Source organism: Pseudoalteromonas sp. MMG022, assembly GCF_021654245.1.
GTDB lineage: Bacteria > Pseudomonadota > Gammaproteobacteria > Enterobacterales > Alteromonadaceae > Pseudoalteromonas > Pseudoalteromonas amylolytica.
In genome coordinates this window covers 163,454-180,699 of the sequence record NZ_JAKFZQ010000005.1, presented here as the reverse complement: position 1 = coordinate 180,699, position 17,246 = coordinate 163,454, and the positions used below count along the sequence as shown (strand labels likewise).

The 17,246-nt window shown below is 43.9% G+C and carries 25 protein-coding genes; 6 read left to right on the top strand and 19 right to left on the bottom strand.

Translation table 11 applies throughout. The features are described from left to right. Positions 1-198: 198 nt before the first annotated feature. From L1070_RS06765 to L1070_RS06690, 16 genes are all read right to left on the bottom strand, one after another. Positions 199-612 carry a hypothetical protein gene (locus L1070_RS06765; RefSeq protein WP_237124966.1) on the bottom strand — a complete coding sequence of 138 codons (414 nt, stop codon included), beginning with the start codon at positions 610-612 and terminating at the stop codon, positions 199-201. Further along, entirely contained in the window at positions 609-1,529 is a 921-nt protein-coding gene (locus L1070_RS06760) for a phage tail tube protein (RefSeq protein ID WP_237124965.1), read from the bottom strand. The genes L1070_RS06765 and L1070_RS06760 overlap by 4 nt, the downstream gene beginning before the upstream one ends. A 211-nt stretch (positions 1,530-1,740) precedes the next feature. Next, positions 1,741-1,887 carry a hypothetical protein gene (locus L1070_RS06755; RefSeq protein WP_237124964.1) on the bottom strand — a complete coding sequence of 49 codons (147 nt, stop codon included), beginning with the start codon at positions 1,885-1,887 and terminating at the stop codon, positions 1,741-1,743. A 247-nt stretch (positions 1,888-2,134) separates the two neighbouring features. After that, a complete protein-coding gene (locus L1070_RS06750) occupies positions 2,135-2,512 on the bottom strand; it encodes a hypothetical protein (protein ID WP_237124963.1) in 378 nt (125 codons plus the stop codon). 8 nt (positions 2,513-2,520) lie between these two features. Further along, on the bottom strand, positions 2,521-3,102 hold the full coding sequence (locus tag L1070_RS06745) for a hypothetical protein (RefSeq protein WP_237124962.1): 582 nt from the start codon (positions 3,100-3,102) through the stop codon (positions 2,521-2,523). A 98-nt stretch (positions 3,103-3,200) separates the two neighbouring features. Then, positions 3,201-3,506: a hypothetical protein gene (locus L1070_RS06740; RefSeq protein ID WP_237124961.1), complete on the bottom strand. Its 306-nt coding sequence runs from the start codon at positions 3,504-3,506 to the stop codon at positions 3,201-3,203. Between the two features lie 2 nt (positions 3,507-3,508). Beyond that, positions 3,509-4,387: a hypothetical protein gene (locus L1070_RS06735; protein WP_237124959.1), complete on the bottom strand. Its 879-nt coding sequence runs from the start codon at positions 4,385-4,387 to the stop codon at positions 3,509-3,511. A gap of 88 nt (positions 4,388-4,475) precedes the next feature. Next, a complete protein-coding gene (locus L1070_RS06730; RefSeq protein WP_237124958.1) occupies positions 4,476-4,733 on the bottom strand; it encodes a hypothetical protein in 258 nt (85 codons plus the stop codon). Positions 4,734-4,771: 38 nt separating this feature from the next. Further along, entirely contained in the window at positions 4,772-5,296 is a 525-nt protein-coding gene (locus tag L1070_RS06725; protein ID WP_237124957.1) for a phage tail protein, read from the bottom strand. A 123-nt stretch (positions 5,297-5,419) separates the two neighbouring features. After that, the gene (locus L1070_RS06720; RefSeq protein WP_237124956.1) at positions 5,420-6,325 is read right to left on the bottom strand and encodes a phage tail protein I; all 906 of its coding nucleotides are present in this window, start codon (positions 6,323-6,325) and stop codon (positions 5,420-5,422) included. Between the two features lie 9 nt (positions 6,326-6,334). After that, positions 6,335-7,159 (bottom strand): baseplate J/gp47 family protein, encoded by an 825-nt coding sequence (locus L1070_RS06715; RefSeq protein WP_237124955.1) that lies wholly within the window; start codon positions 7,157-7,159, stop codon positions 6,335-6,337. Positions 7,160-7,263: 104 nt separating this feature from the next. Then, a complete protein-coding gene (locus tag L1070_RS06710; protein ID WP_070984986.1) occupies positions 7,264-7,512 on the bottom strand; it encodes a hypothetical protein in 249 nt (82 codons plus the stop codon). Next, on the bottom strand, positions 7,509-7,907 hold the full coding sequence (locus L1070_RS06705) for a 3TM-type holin (protein WP_237124954.1): 399 nt from the start codon (positions 7,905-7,907) through the stop codon (positions 7,509-7,511). Before L1070_RS06705 ends, L1070_RS06710 begins: the two co-directional genes overlap by 4 nt. Beyond that, positions 7,907-8,323 (bottom strand): glycoside hydrolase family protein, encoded by a 417-nt coding sequence (locus L1070_RS06700; protein ID WP_070984982.1) that lies wholly within the window; start codon positions 8,321-8,323, stop codon positions 7,907-7,909. Before L1070_RS06700 ends, L1070_RS06705 begins: the two co-directional genes overlap by 1 nt. Before the next feature lie 9 nt (positions 8,324-8,332). Then, on the bottom strand, positions 8,333-8,704 hold the full coding sequence (locus L1070_RS06695; protein WP_237124953.1) for a hypothetical protein: 372 nt from the start codon (positions 8,702-8,704) through the stop codon (positions 8,333-8,335). After that, positions 8,682-8,957 carry a helix-turn-helix transcriptional regulator gene (locus L1070_RS06690; protein WP_070984978.1) on the bottom strand — a complete coding sequence of 92 codons (276 nt, stop codon included), beginning with the start codon at positions 8,955-8,957 and terminating at the stop codon, positions 8,682-8,684. Before L1070_RS06690 ends, L1070_RS06695 begins: the two co-directional genes overlap by 23 nt. Positions 8,958-9,548: 591 nt before the next feature. Here L1070_RS06690 and ettA point away from each other — a divergent pair. The 4 genes from ettA to L1070_RS06670 all read left to right on the top strand — a co-directional run bounded on the left by ettA (position 9,549) and on the right by L1070_RS06670 (position 13,262). Then, on the top strand, positions 9,549-11,213 hold the full coding sequence (gene ettA / locus L1070_RS06685) for an energy-dependent translational throttle protein EttA (protein WP_237124951.1): 1,665 nt from the start codon (positions 9,549-9,551) through the stop codon (positions 11,211-11,213). Positions 11,214-11,309: 96 nt separating this feature from the next. Beyond that, positions 11,310-11,675, top strand: a complete 366-nt coding sequence (locus L1070_RS06680) for a PilZ domain-containing protein (protein WP_237124949.1) — start codon at positions 11,310-11,312, stop codon at positions 11,673-11,675. 196 nt (positions 11,676-11,871) lie between these two features. Next, positions 11,872-12,285 (top strand): hypothetical protein, encoded by a 414-nt coding sequence (locus L1070_RS06675; RefSeq protein ID WP_237124948.1) that lies wholly within the window; start codon positions 11,872-11,874, stop codon positions 12,283-12,285. A gap of 59 nt (positions 12,286-12,344) precedes the next feature. Continuing rightward, complete coding sequence (locus L1070_RS06670; RefSeq protein ID WP_237124947.1) at positions 12,345-13,262, top strand: M14 family metallocarboxypeptidase; 918 nt, start codon at positions 12,345-12,347, stop codon at positions 13,260-13,262. Between the two features lie 59 nt (positions 13,263-13,321). On the opposite strand, the gene L1070_RS06665 is transcribed toward L1070_RS06670, so the two are convergent. Continuing rightward, positions 13,322-13,735 carry a CBS domain-containing protein gene (locus L1070_RS06665; RefSeq protein ID WP_237124945.1) on the bottom strand — a complete coding sequence of 138 codons (414 nt, stop codon included), beginning with the start codon at positions 13,733-13,735 and terminating at the stop codon, positions 13,322-13,324. Continuing rightward, on the bottom strand, positions 13,736-13,912 hold the full coding sequence (locus L1070_RS06660) for a hypothetical protein (protein ID WP_237124944.1): 177 nt from the start codon (positions 13,910-13,912) through the stop codon (positions 13,736-13,738). 392 nt (positions 13,913-14,304) lie between these two features. On the opposite strand from L1070_RS06660, the gene L1070_RS06655 reads away from it, so the two are divergent. Next, positions 14,305-15,261: an FHA domain-containing protein gene (locus tag L1070_RS06655; RefSeq protein WP_070984966.1), complete on the top strand. Its 957-nt coding sequence runs from the start codon at positions 14,305-14,307 to the stop codon at positions 15,259-15,261. Positions 15,262-15,292: 31 nt separating this feature from the next. Here the strand turns inward: L1070_RS06655 and L1070_RS06650 are convergent, their stop codons facing one another. Next, positions 15,293-15,802, bottom strand: a complete 510-nt coding sequence (locus L1070_RS06650) for an Mpo1-like protein (RefSeq protein ID WP_237124943.1) — start codon at positions 15,800-15,802, stop codon at positions 15,293-15,295. Positions 15,803-15,956: 154 nt separating this feature from the next. Here L1070_RS06650 and L1070_RS06645 point away from each other — a divergent pair, with 154 nt between their 5' ends. After that, positions 15,957-17,246 carry an amidohydrolase gene (locus tag L1070_RS06645; RefSeq protein ID WP_237124942.1) on the top strand — a complete coding sequence of 430 codons (1,290 nt, stop codon included), beginning with the start codon at positions 15,957-15,959 and terminating at the stop codon, positions 17,244-17,246.

Genomic DNA, 17,246 nt, shown 5'->3' with positions numbered 1-17,246 from the left:
TTAGGGATGACCAGTGGTAAATCTCGGTAAAATTGAGAGGATTGTCGCTTTTCAGTTCTAAATACCAGTGCCATAAATAAGCCAGCTCATCTGGCAGAGCGACTTGCTCTGCCAGTTCGGCTGGCTTATGACCTGTGGTTTTCCAGACCTGTTTAAGCGCTTGTTTACGGGTTAAGCGTGCGCCTTTGGGTATGGTATTTAGTTGGAACTCGCTTTTTGCGTAGTCGGCGAACTGCTCAACCCTTTGGCGAAAAAAAGCGCGCGTTTGGCCGCAACTTTGTCTACTTGTTCACAAATTTGTGGTGCTTGATGTAAAAACTTTTTAACGGTTTCAAGCTCACATGGCTCATCAAATGACCAATCAGCCACCAACGCCGCAATTAGCCCCAAACGCTCATCAGCAAATGCAGCTGCACGCTCAGCTTCATCTTCAATGGCAGCAAACGCCATGGCATTACGCTTTGCTAGTGTTTCTGCATCTCTAAACGCATCCGAGTCAATACCACGTACCACTATGTAATGATCAGAGACTGACCCATCAGGTAATGTGAGCGGTATTTTAATGCCTTCGTTGGCTTTTTCTCTGGTGAAAAAGTCTTCCATCATGCTCATGCTACTGCTTTCCTTTCGATGATTAGGTTAGTGCCTTCTGCTTCTGACAGTAAGCCTTGGAATGGCAATGACACGATGATCGCACCGGTACTTTCTACGTCAGGTTGACCGCCCGTGTAGCGAAGGTTTGGCACGGTTACAATGTATTGATTGCCTGTAGGGTCTGTCATTGAGAAACTGATATTTGATTGCTCACCTGTAAAAAACTTCTCAAGTAGCGCGTGGTTTTCAAAATAAACACCCAAAGTGCCGGTCAGATTTGATAGGCCGATTGATGGGCGAATTGTTTCGTTAGAGCCAATGACAAAACGCGGCTCAATACCATTTTCAAGGGTGAAGCCAAGTTCAGTAGCAACCGCTAGATTTTCGCCGCCTTCTGTCACCTGACCGTTAAAGCTATCTACCGCAGGTACTGGCGCAGTTGCTTGCAATGTAGCGCCAACTGGTAATTCAGAAAGTGCTTCCACCGATTTACCCACTGCGCTGAACGTTGCTGTTGTCACCCCTTCCGTGCCGAGTTGAATATTGATGTTATTCAACTCAATACCACGATACAGCTGATATGGTTTGTCTGCTGCTGAGAGTGTTGTGAAGTGGCGCAAAATACTGAAACTGCGGCGAGTTGTGCCACTTTTCAGCTTGTCGGCTTCCCACTGGCCGCATAACGCTGCTCCAAGCAACATGTCGATGGCTTGCCATTGTAGTTCTGCTTTAATGTCGCCACCAATTTGTTGTGTGCCGTCTCTAAAATCTGAGATCTGACGGTCGCTACGGATAGTGTTCGACTGACTAGTGTTTTTAGTTAAGCCCAACGTAGTACCGGTGATTGGCACTTCAATAAACTGAGCTGTGGCTGGCGTAACGCCATATTCTGTTTCTTCTACGAGGTAGAATTTATGTGATGTAGATTGAGACATAGTGGTTCCTGATAAGTAACATTATGAATGTTTAAATTGCATTAAGTTGAACTTTGATAATTGTGGGGCGTTGAATTAGGGCAGAGCTGCGCAAAATACTGGCTGCTCCAACAATACGGAAAGTGTGTCAACTGGTTAGGAAAAAAAACGGGCAAAATTGCCCTGCTTTAAAAGATACAGGGCTGCCTGCTGCAGCCCTTAATGCCACAGGTTAGTTGCTGGCGATACCGATAGGAAACTGGGTGTGATGACAAAATGCGCTGACGCTATTGCCATTAAAGTCAGTTTTAACATTTTCACCGTCTAGCAGTGCAATGCGCTTGTCATCACCCCAAGACGTCGGCTCATACGGGATCAAATACTCATTTCTAGCTCACCCTTTAACACCGACTCTGCCATTGGGTTGCTTGAGTTCGCTGCCGTTAAATTGTAGATAGTACAAACCATTCTTTGTGGTTAATGAATATAAGGCTTTACAACCGGCATTATGTAGCACTCCACCTAAGTGGGGGAATACCTCGTGTTCTGGCGCTTCGTCACGCAGTAAATATGCACAATGCAAAACGGGAGGCTATTGCCTCCCGTTTTACTGCCACTTTGTGATGTTAGCTTTGCTTTAATATTTGGCTTACGCCTTGTGCTCTTGCGCAAATTTCATCCACCACTTGAGCTTGCCCTTTCACTTGATAAGGAAACTCTAGGCTGCCATCCGTGACTTGCTGTTCAATACTGCCAATCGCCGCCTTTAACGACTCGGTTGAGGCGCGCATTTCAGCAAGGCTTTGCGCTTGACTTAGCTTGTTAATAAAGCCACTGAGTTCATTGAGCAAGATATGTGTGGTATCTGAGGTGGTGCCGAGCACTGAGTCACTGTCTGCGACTTGTTGGTCTATTTTGCCGCGCAAGAATTGCTTTTGCTGTTTTTCAATAATGACTGCTTGTTGCTGTTGTGACACCAATGTTGCGATATTCGTATCCATCATAATATTCCTTATAAAGTTTCTTGTTGTGAACGAATAATTTCAATGTCGCCGTGTTTATACAAACGACCATTGCCTACACGCATGGTGTCTACAGAAACAGTCAAATAGTATTGATTAGAAAAGCTTAAGCGACCATAAATATGGCCATCAGAACCTTTGTATACATGCGGAGCGTGGGTGCCCACAGCATCTATGTTTATGACATCTTCCACGGCTTTGTAGCAATAACCGACCATAGTTGCGTCTACTACTTTTCCCTCTCCGTATGCATAGCCTTTTATATGTAGATGAAACATGGCATGGTCTGTTGCGGCGTTAAAAGGCAGTTTAAAGTGTAGGTTAGTCACGCCTGAATCATTGGTGAAAAAGTTAGCAACATTAATAGCACGTGAGCCATAACCTCCGTTCCCAATAACTGCAAGCTGATCGAGTTTGCTGTCTACTTTATTGTTGGTATTGGTAATAAGAGAGTCAACTTCTGCACTCTTACTTGCCACTTTGGCATCTATATCAACAATTTTGTTATCTACTACTGTAGTGAGGTCATTAGATGCCTCGATTAATTTGGCAATATCTTGTTCTAAAGCCATTTTTGTTCTCCAACTAATGGACTTGCCATACTGCTAAACTGGCAGGGTTAAAAATAAAAAACCCGCTTAAAAGCGGGTTTTGTGTGGTTTAAATAGAGTTATTCTGGTTTAGCGTAGGTCTCTTTAATGGCATTTCGCTTTGCCAACCATGCATCTTTGGCAGCAACAGCTTCTGGTGAAGTCTCACCAAACTCTGTCACTGCTGCCATATAGTCAAAAAATAGGTAGTCACTTTCTTGGCTATATTGTGTGCGTCTTAACGCTTGTATTTCTTGCTCATCAAAAATGAGTTCATAGTCATCCGCTGCAACTTCCGCTTGTTTTGCGATATGTGCGGCATGAACTGCATCTTTAACGCCACCTGCAAAAATTGTTTGCGTTGAAATTTGTTTTAATACCGCCATGATTATGCTCCCTCTTCATTTGCAGGACCGGTGTGAGAATATGGATGGCCGACGCTATCAGCCCAAATGAAGTTATCACCATGATCACCAGTACCGACGTAAGGTAGCGCAATAGCTACTTTCATTTTGCCAAGGCCTCCGAAAAATGGTTGGTGGCATCCGCCCCAACCGTGACGAACAGCATGTTTATACTGCCATCCTTTACCTACGTCATTAGCACCGACTCGTATAGTTGCAGAGCGATTCTGTGATGGATAAAATGCTAAGCTGCCAGATTGCTCCAACACATTCACCCAACAGTTTGCTTGGGTTAGAAACTCACCTTTGCTCCAACCTGTAAAAGTTGGACATCCTTGGTTCAAAACAAACAGCCGGCCCGATTCAGGATCATCAGTTCTTCCCTTGGTTAAATCCACATCGAACAATAGGATTTTGAAGTTGCTGCCATAATAACTATCAATATCAGAGCGGTAATTGCCTAAAGCCCTATGAAACTCAGAGTTGGGATCCAGCCCATGCTCCGCAAGCATTTTATTACCTAGCTTGGTGACTGTGGTAGTTCCTTCAGTACCTTTATAATAAAAGCAGCTCCATGGTGCTGAGTGTGACTGCATCACATCAACCACTGTACCTTCTGGATGGTCTGCATTAATTTTTGAAAAAAGTTTGGTATCTGACAGGTTATTTGGCGCAAGTGGCAACGCTTTTTGAAAACTCGCAATTTTCGCATCCACCGCTTGCTCTTTCGCAGATAGCTTGCTGTCTATCTCCTGTGATTTTTGGTTCAGCGTGGTCGTGATCTCTGAAATCTTGCCATCTACCGTGTCAGTTAATCGATCGGTTGAATCTATCAACCGGCCAATATCTTGCTCTAAAGCCATGAAATTTCCTTGTAATATTTTCAAATACAAAAAAACCCACTAAGTGGGTTTGCTTGTTTACTTGTTGAATAATCAACTCTTTGCAATATCAATAGTCAGGTTTAGGATATCTCGCTTGCACAGCCCTTCTTGCACCTAGCCATGACTCTTTCGCATGAAGAGAAAGTGCGTGATGCTCTCCATATTGCGCACAAGTCGCTAAATATTTAAATGCTAACCCATCCACTTCTCGCTGATAGGCGTTGTTGCGAGCATCTTTGCACAAGGCGTGCTGATGCTGCGTTTTGGCATCATTTAATGTTTGTACGGCTTGCTTTGCCAAGGTAGACGTGTGCTTACATGTCATGTTCAATTCCTATTCTCTTACTATTTGATATTTATTATTTAAAGTACACCCGCATCCATCAAAGCAAATTTTTGCTTGAGGTGACGAGCCATGTTGCCGATTTGCGCTGCTCCTAGTTTGGCAAGCTCAGGGGCTATCAGAATGTTGAGATTGACCCCTTGGTCAATCACGGTAATGGATTCTGCTGGCACCCCCGTTAACACCAAGTCAAAGGCCAGCAATAAATCTACTTCGGCTGATTTATAAGCTATCGGCTTGTCTGGGCTTGAATAGACGGCAAACAAGGTGCCATCTTCTAGATAAAAGCCGACTTCGTTGACCCAAAAGTTGTGACTGGTGTCGTCAATCACACTCATATGAATTTGCGAATTGCCTTTGTATTCACCGCTGGCAACTGAAATGCGGTGTACTTCTGATTGCAACGCGCTGCGGCTTTGGTCTGGGGTATAATTCCCCGTCCCTAAACCGATTTTGCTAATTTTGGCCTGAAAGCCATTTTTGTCTGAATTAAACACCGCCTCCAATCCGGCGGTGGTAATCGTTGGCCGTAAGATTGTGCTCACTGCACTTACTCCTTTTACGATAGAAATAAAGCAGTTACACGGCATGCCGAGTGGTAAATTACACCTATCTTTTCGTGCCGCTAGGCAATGTGTATACGTTAACCAAATGCGTATAGCCGCTAACTACTCAGTTGGATGTAAATAAAAGCGCCCGACGCTCATGCGTCGGTTATTGAAATGACAACCCGCCGCAAGGCCCGATTGTAAGTAATAACAACCAGCCGGAAGCTTTTGCGGGCTTTGCATATAGAATCGCGCAACACTGTGGCGCTGATTAGTAAGGTGGACTGCTGCACCTATGGTGCTTTGTGTGCGACCTTCAACAGCCTGAGTAAATCCATGTTGGCGATTTACCCCAAAGCGTCTTTGGCTTGCCACCGTTAAGCCCGCGGTTATTTCACTAGGCGCAGCTTTTACCGGTACGGTATCGTAGTTAAACCGCCCTACTTGTAAGGCACTGCTGGTTGAGGCAACGGCTAGCCCACTATTCATTTTTACGCCGACCAAAAAGTCAAAGTGGGCGCGCTGGGGCTTGGTATGATTTGTTACTCGATATATATCATCATACAACTGCTTCGATAACGTGATGGTTTGACTGGTGTATGCCTGTTCGTTGGCCCACGCAATAAAGGTAAATGTATTGGGTTCTTTGCTGTGTACTGGCACTAATACCGCATCGTCAACGTCTTCAAACCATTCAAAAAACTCCATCACAACACCCAGTGAAGCTAAAGCGCGTTTTACCGCCCCCACGGTGCCCTTATGTTTGTGAATCGTTACTGAGTTTTGAATAAGCGTACGTTTTGCTTCTGTAGGCCATTGCTCATCCCATTCATCAACTGATAAGCTCCAAGCAAGCCAAGGTAGCAGCGATTCAGGGCAAGTCTCTGGATCCCAGTGTTTTGCCACATAATCAGGAATTGATTTAGCTGGACTAAAGTGACTGGCACGCTCATGTGCTTGCTCAAACCCGCTGGCGTTTGGCGGCAGTAAAGACTGAAACTCATCAACCGTTTGTGTTTTTGACATCAATCACTCCTACAAGTATTCAATGTTGATTGAATCTGCAATGGCGGCTTCGTCAATCTGGCATGTTATGTCATCATCCGGCGTTAACAGCTTTACCTTACGTACGCCAGCTTGATGTAGCATATCGATGATCCCCGACTGGGGAACTTCTTGTCCCAATTTATAGTGCTCGAAAATAAAGGCTTTTAACTTGCTGTTGACTTGTTCATCTACCTGCGCCTTATCAGCGATTTCGTTGAGGTAAACTTGGGCTTTGATCTGGTATTTCTTGGGCACTACTTGGTGCACCTTGACCAAGTCTGTAAGCGGCCTAATATCTTCATCATTTAGATGAGTTCTCACTTGACTGATCACTTCAATGGGATCCGCACCTTGTTGAGGAAGTACCTTTACATCCACCACACCTGGTTGGCTCGAATACACGTAAACATCTTTTACGCCTTGCGTTGCAGCCATGGTTTGATACTCATATGCCCCCATAGTGCCTGCCATACTGTGACTTTCTAAAGACAGAGGAATACGAGCACGATATCGCTCATCACTTTCATTTTCAGAGCGTTTTACGCCAAACAGTATGCCCAGATGATCAAGATCTTTGCCTTGCGCATAAGCCACCATCACTGAGCGTGCGGCGTCGTTGATACGCTGGCGCAACAACAGCTCTCTGGTTGCGGCAATTTCCAGCAATTTAGTCGCAGGATCTGACTCAAGTTGTGTGTACGCGGGTATTGCCTCTAGCAGCGCGTTTTGCATTTGCTGATAAATAGTTTCAAATTCTAAGCTTTCAATCACATCTGGCACCGCCAAGCGTGATAGCTCAATTGCATTGTTCACAGATTACTCCTTAATGGAAAACTCGGTGCCGTGTGCTTTATTGCGCACACTCATGTGAGAAGAATTACAGGGTGATGTTTAGTGGTGAAACACCAAGTTGATACTTAGTCTTGACGCAGATTGCTGCCAAGTAAGGTATCGAGTTTCTTATCTATTGAATCTAATCGCTTTTCAATTCGTTTTTGGTCTTCATTGCGGATCTGCTTTAAATGAGACAGCTCTTGCGTGTTAGTGGTAATACGCTTGTCTAAATCTCCCAAATAGAGAATTCCTGATACCAGCAATGTAACCGTGGTAATAATATGGGCTAAATTGAGTTCCTTTTTCATTTGCCAATGCTCTGGTTGACTCACTTGGCAACTCCCTTCACTTTCTCAAACGTTCTCAGCCCAGCCAAACCCAACATACCTAAAGTCAACTCCAGCATCACCTCTAAAGGCAATTGCGGCGCCCCCACATCAGGCCAAAGCCATTGTAATATTGGATTAATGACGAATGAAAACAAAAAGCCAAAGCCACATACCCATAATAAGAAGGGCCTAGCACCTGCAACAAAAACACTTCGGTGCGATGCACTTAGTGCGTTGATCTTTGCTTGTACTTGAGCTGATTTGGCGACTAAGCGTGCTTTAAGCAAATCTTGTTTAAGCACTTCCTCTTCGCTAGTAAACAGCTCATCGAGGATGTTTCCGACCGTCTGAATAGGGTCTTGCGTCGCACTGCCAAATAGTTTCGCCAATAACCCCATTATTGCCACTCCCCTGTCAGCATTTGCTTCGCAAGTTCGTTGGCTCTATTTGGCACCTGATTTGCCCAACGGCTATTAAGCATCTCGAGTGCTGCTTGCTCGAAGTTACCCCGCTCAACATGCGTAAGCATTTTCTTAAAACCCATTAATCCATTTAGGCCTAAGTTAAATGCCATGTTAATCAGTACAGCCATACGCGCTTCATTGCACTTGCTCACATCAATACGACGCTTAACGCCCGCTCTGGCCTCTTGTACATCATGGGCTAATAACTGCTCGGCTTCTTCCTCACCGACACCGTTATCATCGAGATTACGACCATACCCAATGGTCAGTTTGCCTCCTGTACAATAATAAGGGTACTGCTTGTACCCTTCGTGCTTTTTGATCTGTTCGACCGTGATCATCAGCGACATAGTTACCCCTTATACACTATTAAGGTTGGTCGAGAATTCGACCAACAAACTGCGTTCAGCTTTGACTAACCAAAACTCTGCTGAACGTTTTGAGTCAAAGCCAACTAACTTTGCAGCATCAGCCAATGTGCCAGACATTAAGTAGCGCGCGCGAATAGCGCGTATACATTCAGGCCTCATTGCTGCTACTAGCTGGGTAATTAACTCAATTTCTTGCGGTACTGACATCGCGTCAGCCCCCATCGCACCGCCCGTTGGTCGACCTGATGAATCACTCATCGAGCTGCGCTTAAAACCTTTGCCATATTCTCTGGATTGCCAGAACTTTCCCCAACGCTTCAAAGCACTTCGAACTTGTTTAATCGTTATGTGTGTCGTCATGATTGATTTTTCCTATAACTTCTAAAATATCAAGTAAATACACGTCTTCAACTAGGCTGATAACGTCGTTCCATTTGGGGTCAAACTCACGGTTCTCCCAACGCCTTAATGTGCGTTCTTCAATTCCATAGCTCGCCGCAGATTCCGCCTGGGTATAGCCACGCAATTGGCGTGCAAAGCGCAAGATTTCTCCGCCACGCGGGGTTTTTCTGGTTGTAAAGATTCTTGCAGGCTTGGAAGGTGATTGATTCATTACTGTACTGTTCCCTTTAATTTCTTAATTAACTAAATCATCGCTGGTGGTGTGTGACTGCGGCGGCTTAAACAACCATCGAGTACATGCAACGAGACCGTACAATTGAGCGGTAGCCAAACTTCAGTAAAGAATGCCTTTTTTCTTGGTACGTTCCCTAGGTACCAACTAAGCAGACTTTACTATTGGCTAATTACCAACTCTTTGGAGCATTGAATTACGAAAATGATTCACAAAGTTTGCTAAACATAAATTGCTGATATTTTCGCCTGAGTTTCGTTTTGCTCTGTTTGGTATTTATTTACAATCTGTCTAAAAAATTGTTCTCAATGTAAGCTAATCTTACCGTTTTCTTGCCCCTAAAACAGGTCAAATATGACCTATTATTATAAAGTTACGCCTTATCACCCCTCGCCTTCATTACCGATTGAAAAACACACAACTAATACACATTTGTAAAATAATAATGTTGTCTTAGGTTTGCTCTTTGCAGTTCATACCTTTGGCAGAGTAATTGAGCTAAAACATTGCTCCAACGCTTTGCATTCACTAAAATAACGCCAAACAATATAATCAAATAATTGGAACCTCATGGCTCAATATATTTATACAATGTCAAGGGTGAGCAAAGTTGTGCCACCTAAAAGAACCATCTTAAAAGACATTTCTTTATGCTTTTTTCCAGGCGCTAAGATTGGTGTTCTTGGTTTAAACGGTGCGGGTAAGTCGACCCTACTGCGTATCATGGCTGGTATCGACAAAGAGTTTGAAGGCGAAGCTCGTCCACAACCTGGCACCAAAATAGGTTACTTGCCACAAGAACCTGTACTTGATGAAAGCAAGACGGTACGTGAAACTGTTGAAGAAGCGGTCAGCGAAGTTAAAAATGCGCTTGCCCGACTGGATGAAGTGTATGCTGAATATGCAATGGAAGATGCAGACTTTGACGCCTTAGCCAAAGAGCAAGGCCAGCTAGAAGCGATTATTCAAGCTCACGATGGTCACAACATTGATAATGTACTAGAGCGTGCTGCTGATGCACTTCGTTTACCTGAATGGGACGCCAAAATAGAGCACTTGTCAGGGGGGGAACGTCGTCGTGTTGCAATTTGTCGCCTATTACTAGAAAAACCTGACATGTTGCTACTTGACGAACCAACCAACCACTTGGATGCTGAGTCTGTTGCTTGGCTAGAGCGCTTCTTACATGATTATGAAGGCACAGTCGTTGCGATTACCCACGACCGTTACTTCTTAGACAACGTTGCAGGTTGGATATTAGAACTTGACCGCGGTCATGGGATCCCTTGGGAAGGTAACTACTCCTCTTGGCTGGAGCAAAAAGATGCACGCTTGAAACAAGAAGAAAAGTCAGAAAAAGCGCGCCAAAAGTCCATTGAGAAAGAGTTGGAATGGGTCCGTTCTAACCCGAAAGGTCGCCAAGCTAAATCTAAAGCGCGTATGGCTCAGTTCACTGAGATGCAGCAATCTGATTACCAAAAACGTAATGAAACTAATGAGCTATTCATTCCACCTGGCCCGCGCTTAGGTGACAAGGTGATTGAAGTAAGCCACCTTAATAAGCGCTTTGGCGACCGTGTACTCATCGATGATTTAAGCTTTACTGTGCCTAAGGGTGCCATTGTTGGGATCATCGGTGCCAACGGTGCCGGTAAGTCAACGCTATTCAAAATGCTAAGTGGTCAAGAACAACCAACTGCGGGTGAAATCACAGTTGGTGATACCGTAGAGCTGGCAACCGTTGACCAGTTCCGTGACGATATGGGTGAGAATAACACGGTTTTCCAAGAAATTGCTGATGGTCAGGATGTCTTGAAAATTGGTAACTTTGAGATACCGAGCCGCGCATACGTTGGGCGCTTTAACTTCAAAGGTAATGACCAACAAAAGTTCGTTAAAGAACTCTCTGGTGGTGAGCGCAACCGTTTACATCTAGCTAAACTATTAAAAGCAGGTGGTAACGTTATCCTACTAGATGAACCAACCAACGACCTTGACGTAGAAACGCTACGTGCTTTGGAGAATGCTATTTTAGAGTTCCCAGGCTGCGTAATGTGTATTTCTCACGATCGCTGGTTCCTAGACCGTATTGCGACACATATTCTTGATTACCGTGATGAAGGCCAAGTTAACTTCTTTGACGGCAATTACACAGAATATGAAGAGTGGTTGAAAAAGACCTATGGCGCAGAAGCGACTGAGCCAAAGCGGATCAAATATAAAAAGATAGGCTAACCTGCCTTTAAGCCCCGATAACTCGGGGCTTTTTAATTTGGTATTGGTTGCAATATGCAACTATGCTTATCTTAAACATGCCATTTTGGAGTTGTGATGGAAGAGCGTAGAAAATTTACCCGAGTGCTATTTTCAACACCCGCGCTGTTGATGACTGCCAGTGGCGACTATCATTGCCAATTACTTGATTTATCGCTTAAAGGGGCGCTAGTAACGCTACCACAAGGCTATGTACCTCTCAAAGACGAATTAGCCAGTATTAAGGTATCTCTGCCGGACAGTGACATTGTGATTTCTATGGAAGTCGAAGTTCGACATGTTGAACATGATCATTTAGGCCTACATTGCAGTCAAATTGACCTAGACAGCGTCACTCATCTAAAACGTTTGATACAGCTAAACGTTGGAGACGAGCATATTCTCCACCGAGAGCTATCACAATTAATACACCTGCCTGAATAGCAGCTTTGGTTCTCTGAGGACAAGCACAGCTGTATCCAAATCAATTACACACTTGATGCGCCAGTGTCTTTGAACACAACTTTCTCAGTAAAAAGGATGGCAAATTTTACTGCCTCCATATTTCATCCATTTTGTTTCATTAATCTAAACGAACTTAACAACAACCTATCAGTAAAATAAAATGGTAAATCGAACAATGAGAGAACTAAGGTTACAAGTAAACGTAACCTTCTATACAACGGTGGCTATTATGGTGATGAGTCTACTAACAATCTCACTGTTTATCACCAAAGGTCACAGCGACAGCGTACTTAAAGGCGCTATGCTCATGTCTTTTATCCTGATTGGCGCAATTAACTTAAACCTAATAATGACGCTTTCAGGAAAGCGCCAGGCTAGTATGTGCAACAACGGCCTATTTTATACATCAGCTTTTGGTCGCCACGTTTACATTCCGGTAGAAGGGATCACCCACATTAGTGTACGTAAGTTTTGTGGTATCAAATTGACTAAAGTATCCACCATTGATGGTGACGTGCATTTCTTAACCATGCAGTTTTCTAACACGCAAGAAGACAAACTTAGAGAGTTTGGTTATCTAGCGCAGTAGTTTGCGATTGCACCACAAAGCACTTAGGATTGGGTTTTGTTCTCTTATTTGAGGCTCTTATGTCAAAACCCTATCCTATCGGGGAGGCCAATAAGCCTTGGCAAGCATCGCACAAGCAACAATGGCTCTCTCAACAGCAAATAAAACGTAGTTACACAAACGATGTTGTTACGCAAATTCAGCAATTCGCCGACTCATTCACTATCATCGAATATGGGATGTTGGAATATGCTCAGCACACTTATCCATTATTCGCCATAAAAACCAAAGACTGGCAAGATCATAAACCAACGATATTAGTTACAGGTGGCGTACACGGCTATGAAACAAGTGGCGTGCATGGCGCTTTGGCGTTTGTAAGAGACAGTGCCAAACAATATGAAACACACTTCAATATCATTGTTCTCCCCTGTATTAGTCCATGGGGTTATGAAACCATTAACCGCTGGAACCCTGATGCGATAGACCCAAATCGCTCATTCTATAAAAATTCACCAGCCAACGAGTCTCGGCTTGCAATGGATTTCGTTCAAGCTCACAACCATAACATGCTTTGTCACGTTGATTTGCATGAAACAACCGATACAGACAATAGTGAATTTAGACCAGCGCTCGCTGCCAGAGATGGTATAGAGAATCACAACTGGAATATCCCAGATGGATTCTATTTAGTTGGACACACGCAAAAGCCACAGCCTGACTTTCAAAAAGCCGTTATTACAAATGTGGCTAAAGTTACCCAAATCGCGCCAGCCGATGAAGCAGGCAAGCTGATAGGCGTGCCCCTTGAACAATTTGGTGTCATTAATTACGATGGTACAGCGCTTGGCCTGTGTATGGGGATGACTGATGCTCCCTATGTGACAACTACAGAAGTCTACCCGGATGGCGCTGCAGCAACACCGCAAAACTGCATTGACGGTCAAGTTGCAGCCGTCAAAGGCGCACTTGACTACCTGATTGAACACAACGCATAGCAAATACTTGTAAAATCGGTGCGCTGAATAATCAGCGTCACCGTTTATTTTTGAGTAAATTACGCCGACATTTCTTCATGCTCGTGAATAATGGCGAAGATTTCTTTAAAAGAGTGCGCTTTTTGAAAGATATTGACGGGTATGTGTAGCGACTTAGCAATATCGCTGGCGGATATCATTCCACGAAGCCCTCCATCACCGCCAACTAACAATACATGCTGCTGCCCTATTTCTTTGGGTGTTTCGAGAATGTCTTCTATTTTTGCCTCTTCAATGTCGCTGTATGGCCACGCGTGTAAATCCGATTTACTTGTCATCACATCTTCCACACACAAGTCGCTTCTTGATTGACTTCGCTTTTGGGCAATACTGCGCACGTTTCTCCCCGTCAAATCCCGAGAATTAACAACGCCCAAAAACGTATCATCATGATCAATAACCAACTTAGAACGAACGTGACCATTAATCATCATTTACAATGCATGGGCAATATCAACGTCCTTTAAGATCACTTTAGGCGCTCTACGGGTAAAATCTGTCACCACTTTCAAGGCACTGGCGTTCAGTGTTAAACGTTCACAATCGAAGTAATCACAGAAGTTATAGACTCCCGCTAATTTTACCGTATTCATTTTTCTGAACTCGCCCATTTTACCCTCGTAAATGACGAGTCAAATAGTGTTTTAAAATATGGCTCACTCTGCAATAATGCGCAATATGGGATTAAGGTACGTATGTAATACCGTGTAATTGGCGAGCTAGTCTAAATTCTCTAAACTACTTAATGTAAAGATTAAAATAGATGTTTAGCCAATAATTTTAACTCTCTGAAAGTAACTGACGTTGATTTTTTCTCACATTGGTTTGAAGTTGTACCTGGAATTAACACCCCATCACTTGAACCCGTTGAACTATCCAAAATTCAAGTTAAAGGGACTTTAGTATTGGTAAATGACGCAGTTAAAATTAAGTAGGAATCTGAAACTTTTAAACTTGTGTCGTGCTTAAAGACAACAGTAAATGGTAATGTAAGGACATATTCATGGCTTATCTTATTGATGAACATAAACTCACAAAAGTATATTTGAAAAGCTATCATACGATCGGCCGTTATAAATTTAATGTCGATACGCTGATTGATCAGCCGGGCGTTTCACGCCATCACGCCATCATTGAACTTGCCCAAGGCAAATGGCTCATTAGAGACGTGAGTACTAACGGAATTTGGCTCAACGATAAAAAGATTGATAAAAACCTGCCGTATCAACTATGCGAAAATGATAAGCTAGACTTCGCAGCCCCGGGGCAAAACTCATTTGTTGTTGGCAACCTGAACGCAGAATGCCAGTATTTGGTATCTCAGTCAGATAACCAACAGGTCATTGAAGTTTCAGACCAATTACTACTTCCTGACGAAGAGAACCCAACCCACATTATCTATTATGATAAAATGCTTAATTATTGGTTTTTAGAGGATCTTAATACCAATGATCGTCAGGCACTTATTGACGGTGGGCTGGTCAGTGTTTTTAACAATCAGTGGGTATTCTATTCCGCAGGTGCAGCCCCTATGACCAAGCATTTAGACAGTCAACCCATTGTAAAACCATGCGGCTTATCCTTCTCTGTCAGCCAAGATGAAGAAGCCACTCAACTGTCTGTTACGCTCAACGGAAATATGATTGATTTAGGCGTTCGTAGCCATCATTATTTGTTACTGTTATTGGCCCGACTTCGTATTCAAGACAAAGACGAAGGCATAGAGCTAGATCAACAGGGCTGGATTTACCGCGAAGATTTAATTAAAGCGCTAGGCGTACAAATGAACCACATGAACATTATGGTTCACCGTGCGCGTAAGCAGTTGACCGACGCAGGTGGAGAAGACTTTCCAGAGCTTGGTTACTTGATTGAAACAAATAATGGCAAACTAAGGCTCAACAGCCAAGATATTACCATTATCAAAGGTCATAAACTTGAGACTCGTATGTCTTTGTAATACATATAAATAGACTGGGTAAAAACCCAGTCTATTTATATGGGCCCGCTTGCGCAATGATTGTTTGTTCGAGCGATTTACACAGCCCCAGCAAGAATAATACTTCAACAACTACAAATAGTGGCCCCGTCACCAAGCCCATTATGTCATCCACAAATGCAGGTTTTTTACCTTCATAGTAATGACCAACAAACTGAACTACCCAGCCAACGAAAAACACCGCAACACCACCTAAATAATACCATGTATGATCTAGCGGCCAATTTAGATAGACAGCTTTCGCGCCAGTGTACACCAGCGCAAGCAACAGTGACATCAAAGCGCCCAAGCGAAAATCCAAGCGCAGGTAATAAATGCTCAAGATCACCGCGGTGACCAAGGCGGGTGTAAAAATTGTGGTGTTTATCTGAATGATTGGGATATACAACAACCAAGCAACAGCAAAAACAATCAGCGGAATACCGAAGAAGTGAGTGGCAATATTGCGCCTATCTCGATGATATTTTGCATAGGAAACTAATTGTTGTTGTAAAGTTTGCATCATGTCCACCAGATTAAAGTATTTACTTTAATCTGTTAAACCACACTGTATAAATTTTGTCAATATTGAGCTTTATCTCAAAGCAATAGCATAACTAAGCTCAGTGAGTTAGGCTGGAAAAATATAATAAAAATTAATAAGAAGGACGTCTTTCATGCGTATACTCCCCGTCTTGGCTACATGTTTGAGCCTACCTCTGAGTTTCGCGGGTTCCGCCAAGCCAGATACCAGCATCGAGCTTGATGCAATTAATCAGCAGGTTATCGAGTGGCGTAGGCATCTCCACCAATACCCAGAACTGAGTAACAGAGAATTTAAAACCGCAAAGTATATCGCTGAGCATTTACAAGAACTCGGCCTTGAGGTCGAAACCGGTATAGCGCACACAGGCGTAGTTGCTAAGTTGGTTGGGGGCAAACCTGGGCCCCTAATTGCCTTACGTGCAGATATGGATGCATTACCCGTGACCGAGCAAGTTGATCTTCCCTTTGCTTCTAAGCAAACTGCACAGTACCGAGGCCAAGAAGTCGGCGTCATGCACGCCTGTGGTCATGATACCCATGTGGCCATGTTGATGGGCGCAGCTGCGGCATTAAAGCAACAGCAAGCACAGCTTGCAGGTTCGGTGCTGTTTGTCTTTCAGCCGGCCGAAGAAGGCGCACCTGATGGCGAAGAAGGCGGTGCTGAATTGATGCTCAAAGAAGGTTTGTTTACAAAGCAAAAACCTGAAGCCATTTTTGGCCTACACTCTACCAGCCATTTAAAAGTCGGCCAGATTGGTTATCGCAGTGGCCCAATGATGGCCAGTGAGGACTCCTTTGCCATTACCGTTAAAGGGAAGCAAACTCATGGCTCTAGGCCTTGGAATGGTGTTGACCCCATTGTAACCGCAGCGCAAATCATTATGTCTACACAAACGATTGCATCGCGACAAGTTGACGTCACCAAGGCCCCTTCGGTACTGTCTTTTGGTGCAATTAATGGGGGGATACGCTCAAACATTATCCCAAATGAAGTTGAGTTAATTGGCACGATTAGAAGCTTTGACCAAGCGATGCGTGCAGATATCAAAACGCGCTTGCAAAGCACCGCATCACTGGTTGCTCAGTCAGCAGGCGCTGAGGCTGTCACCCATATTGACGCCGGTTATCCTGTTACGATTAACAACCCCGAGCTCACAAAAATGATGCGACCAACGCTTGAAAAAGTGGTTGGCAAGGATAATCTCATCGAACTGGACTTGATCACCGGAGCTGAAGATTTTTCATATTATGCACTTCAGACCCCGGGCTTATTTTTAATGCTTGGTGTAACACCCAAAGATAAACCGCTGAGCGAAGCCGCAAGTAACCATTCACCCAACTTTTATGTTGACGAAAGTGCTTTGGCGGTAGGTGTATCAACTCTAACAAGCTTAGTAACAGACTATATGAAGAAACACTGA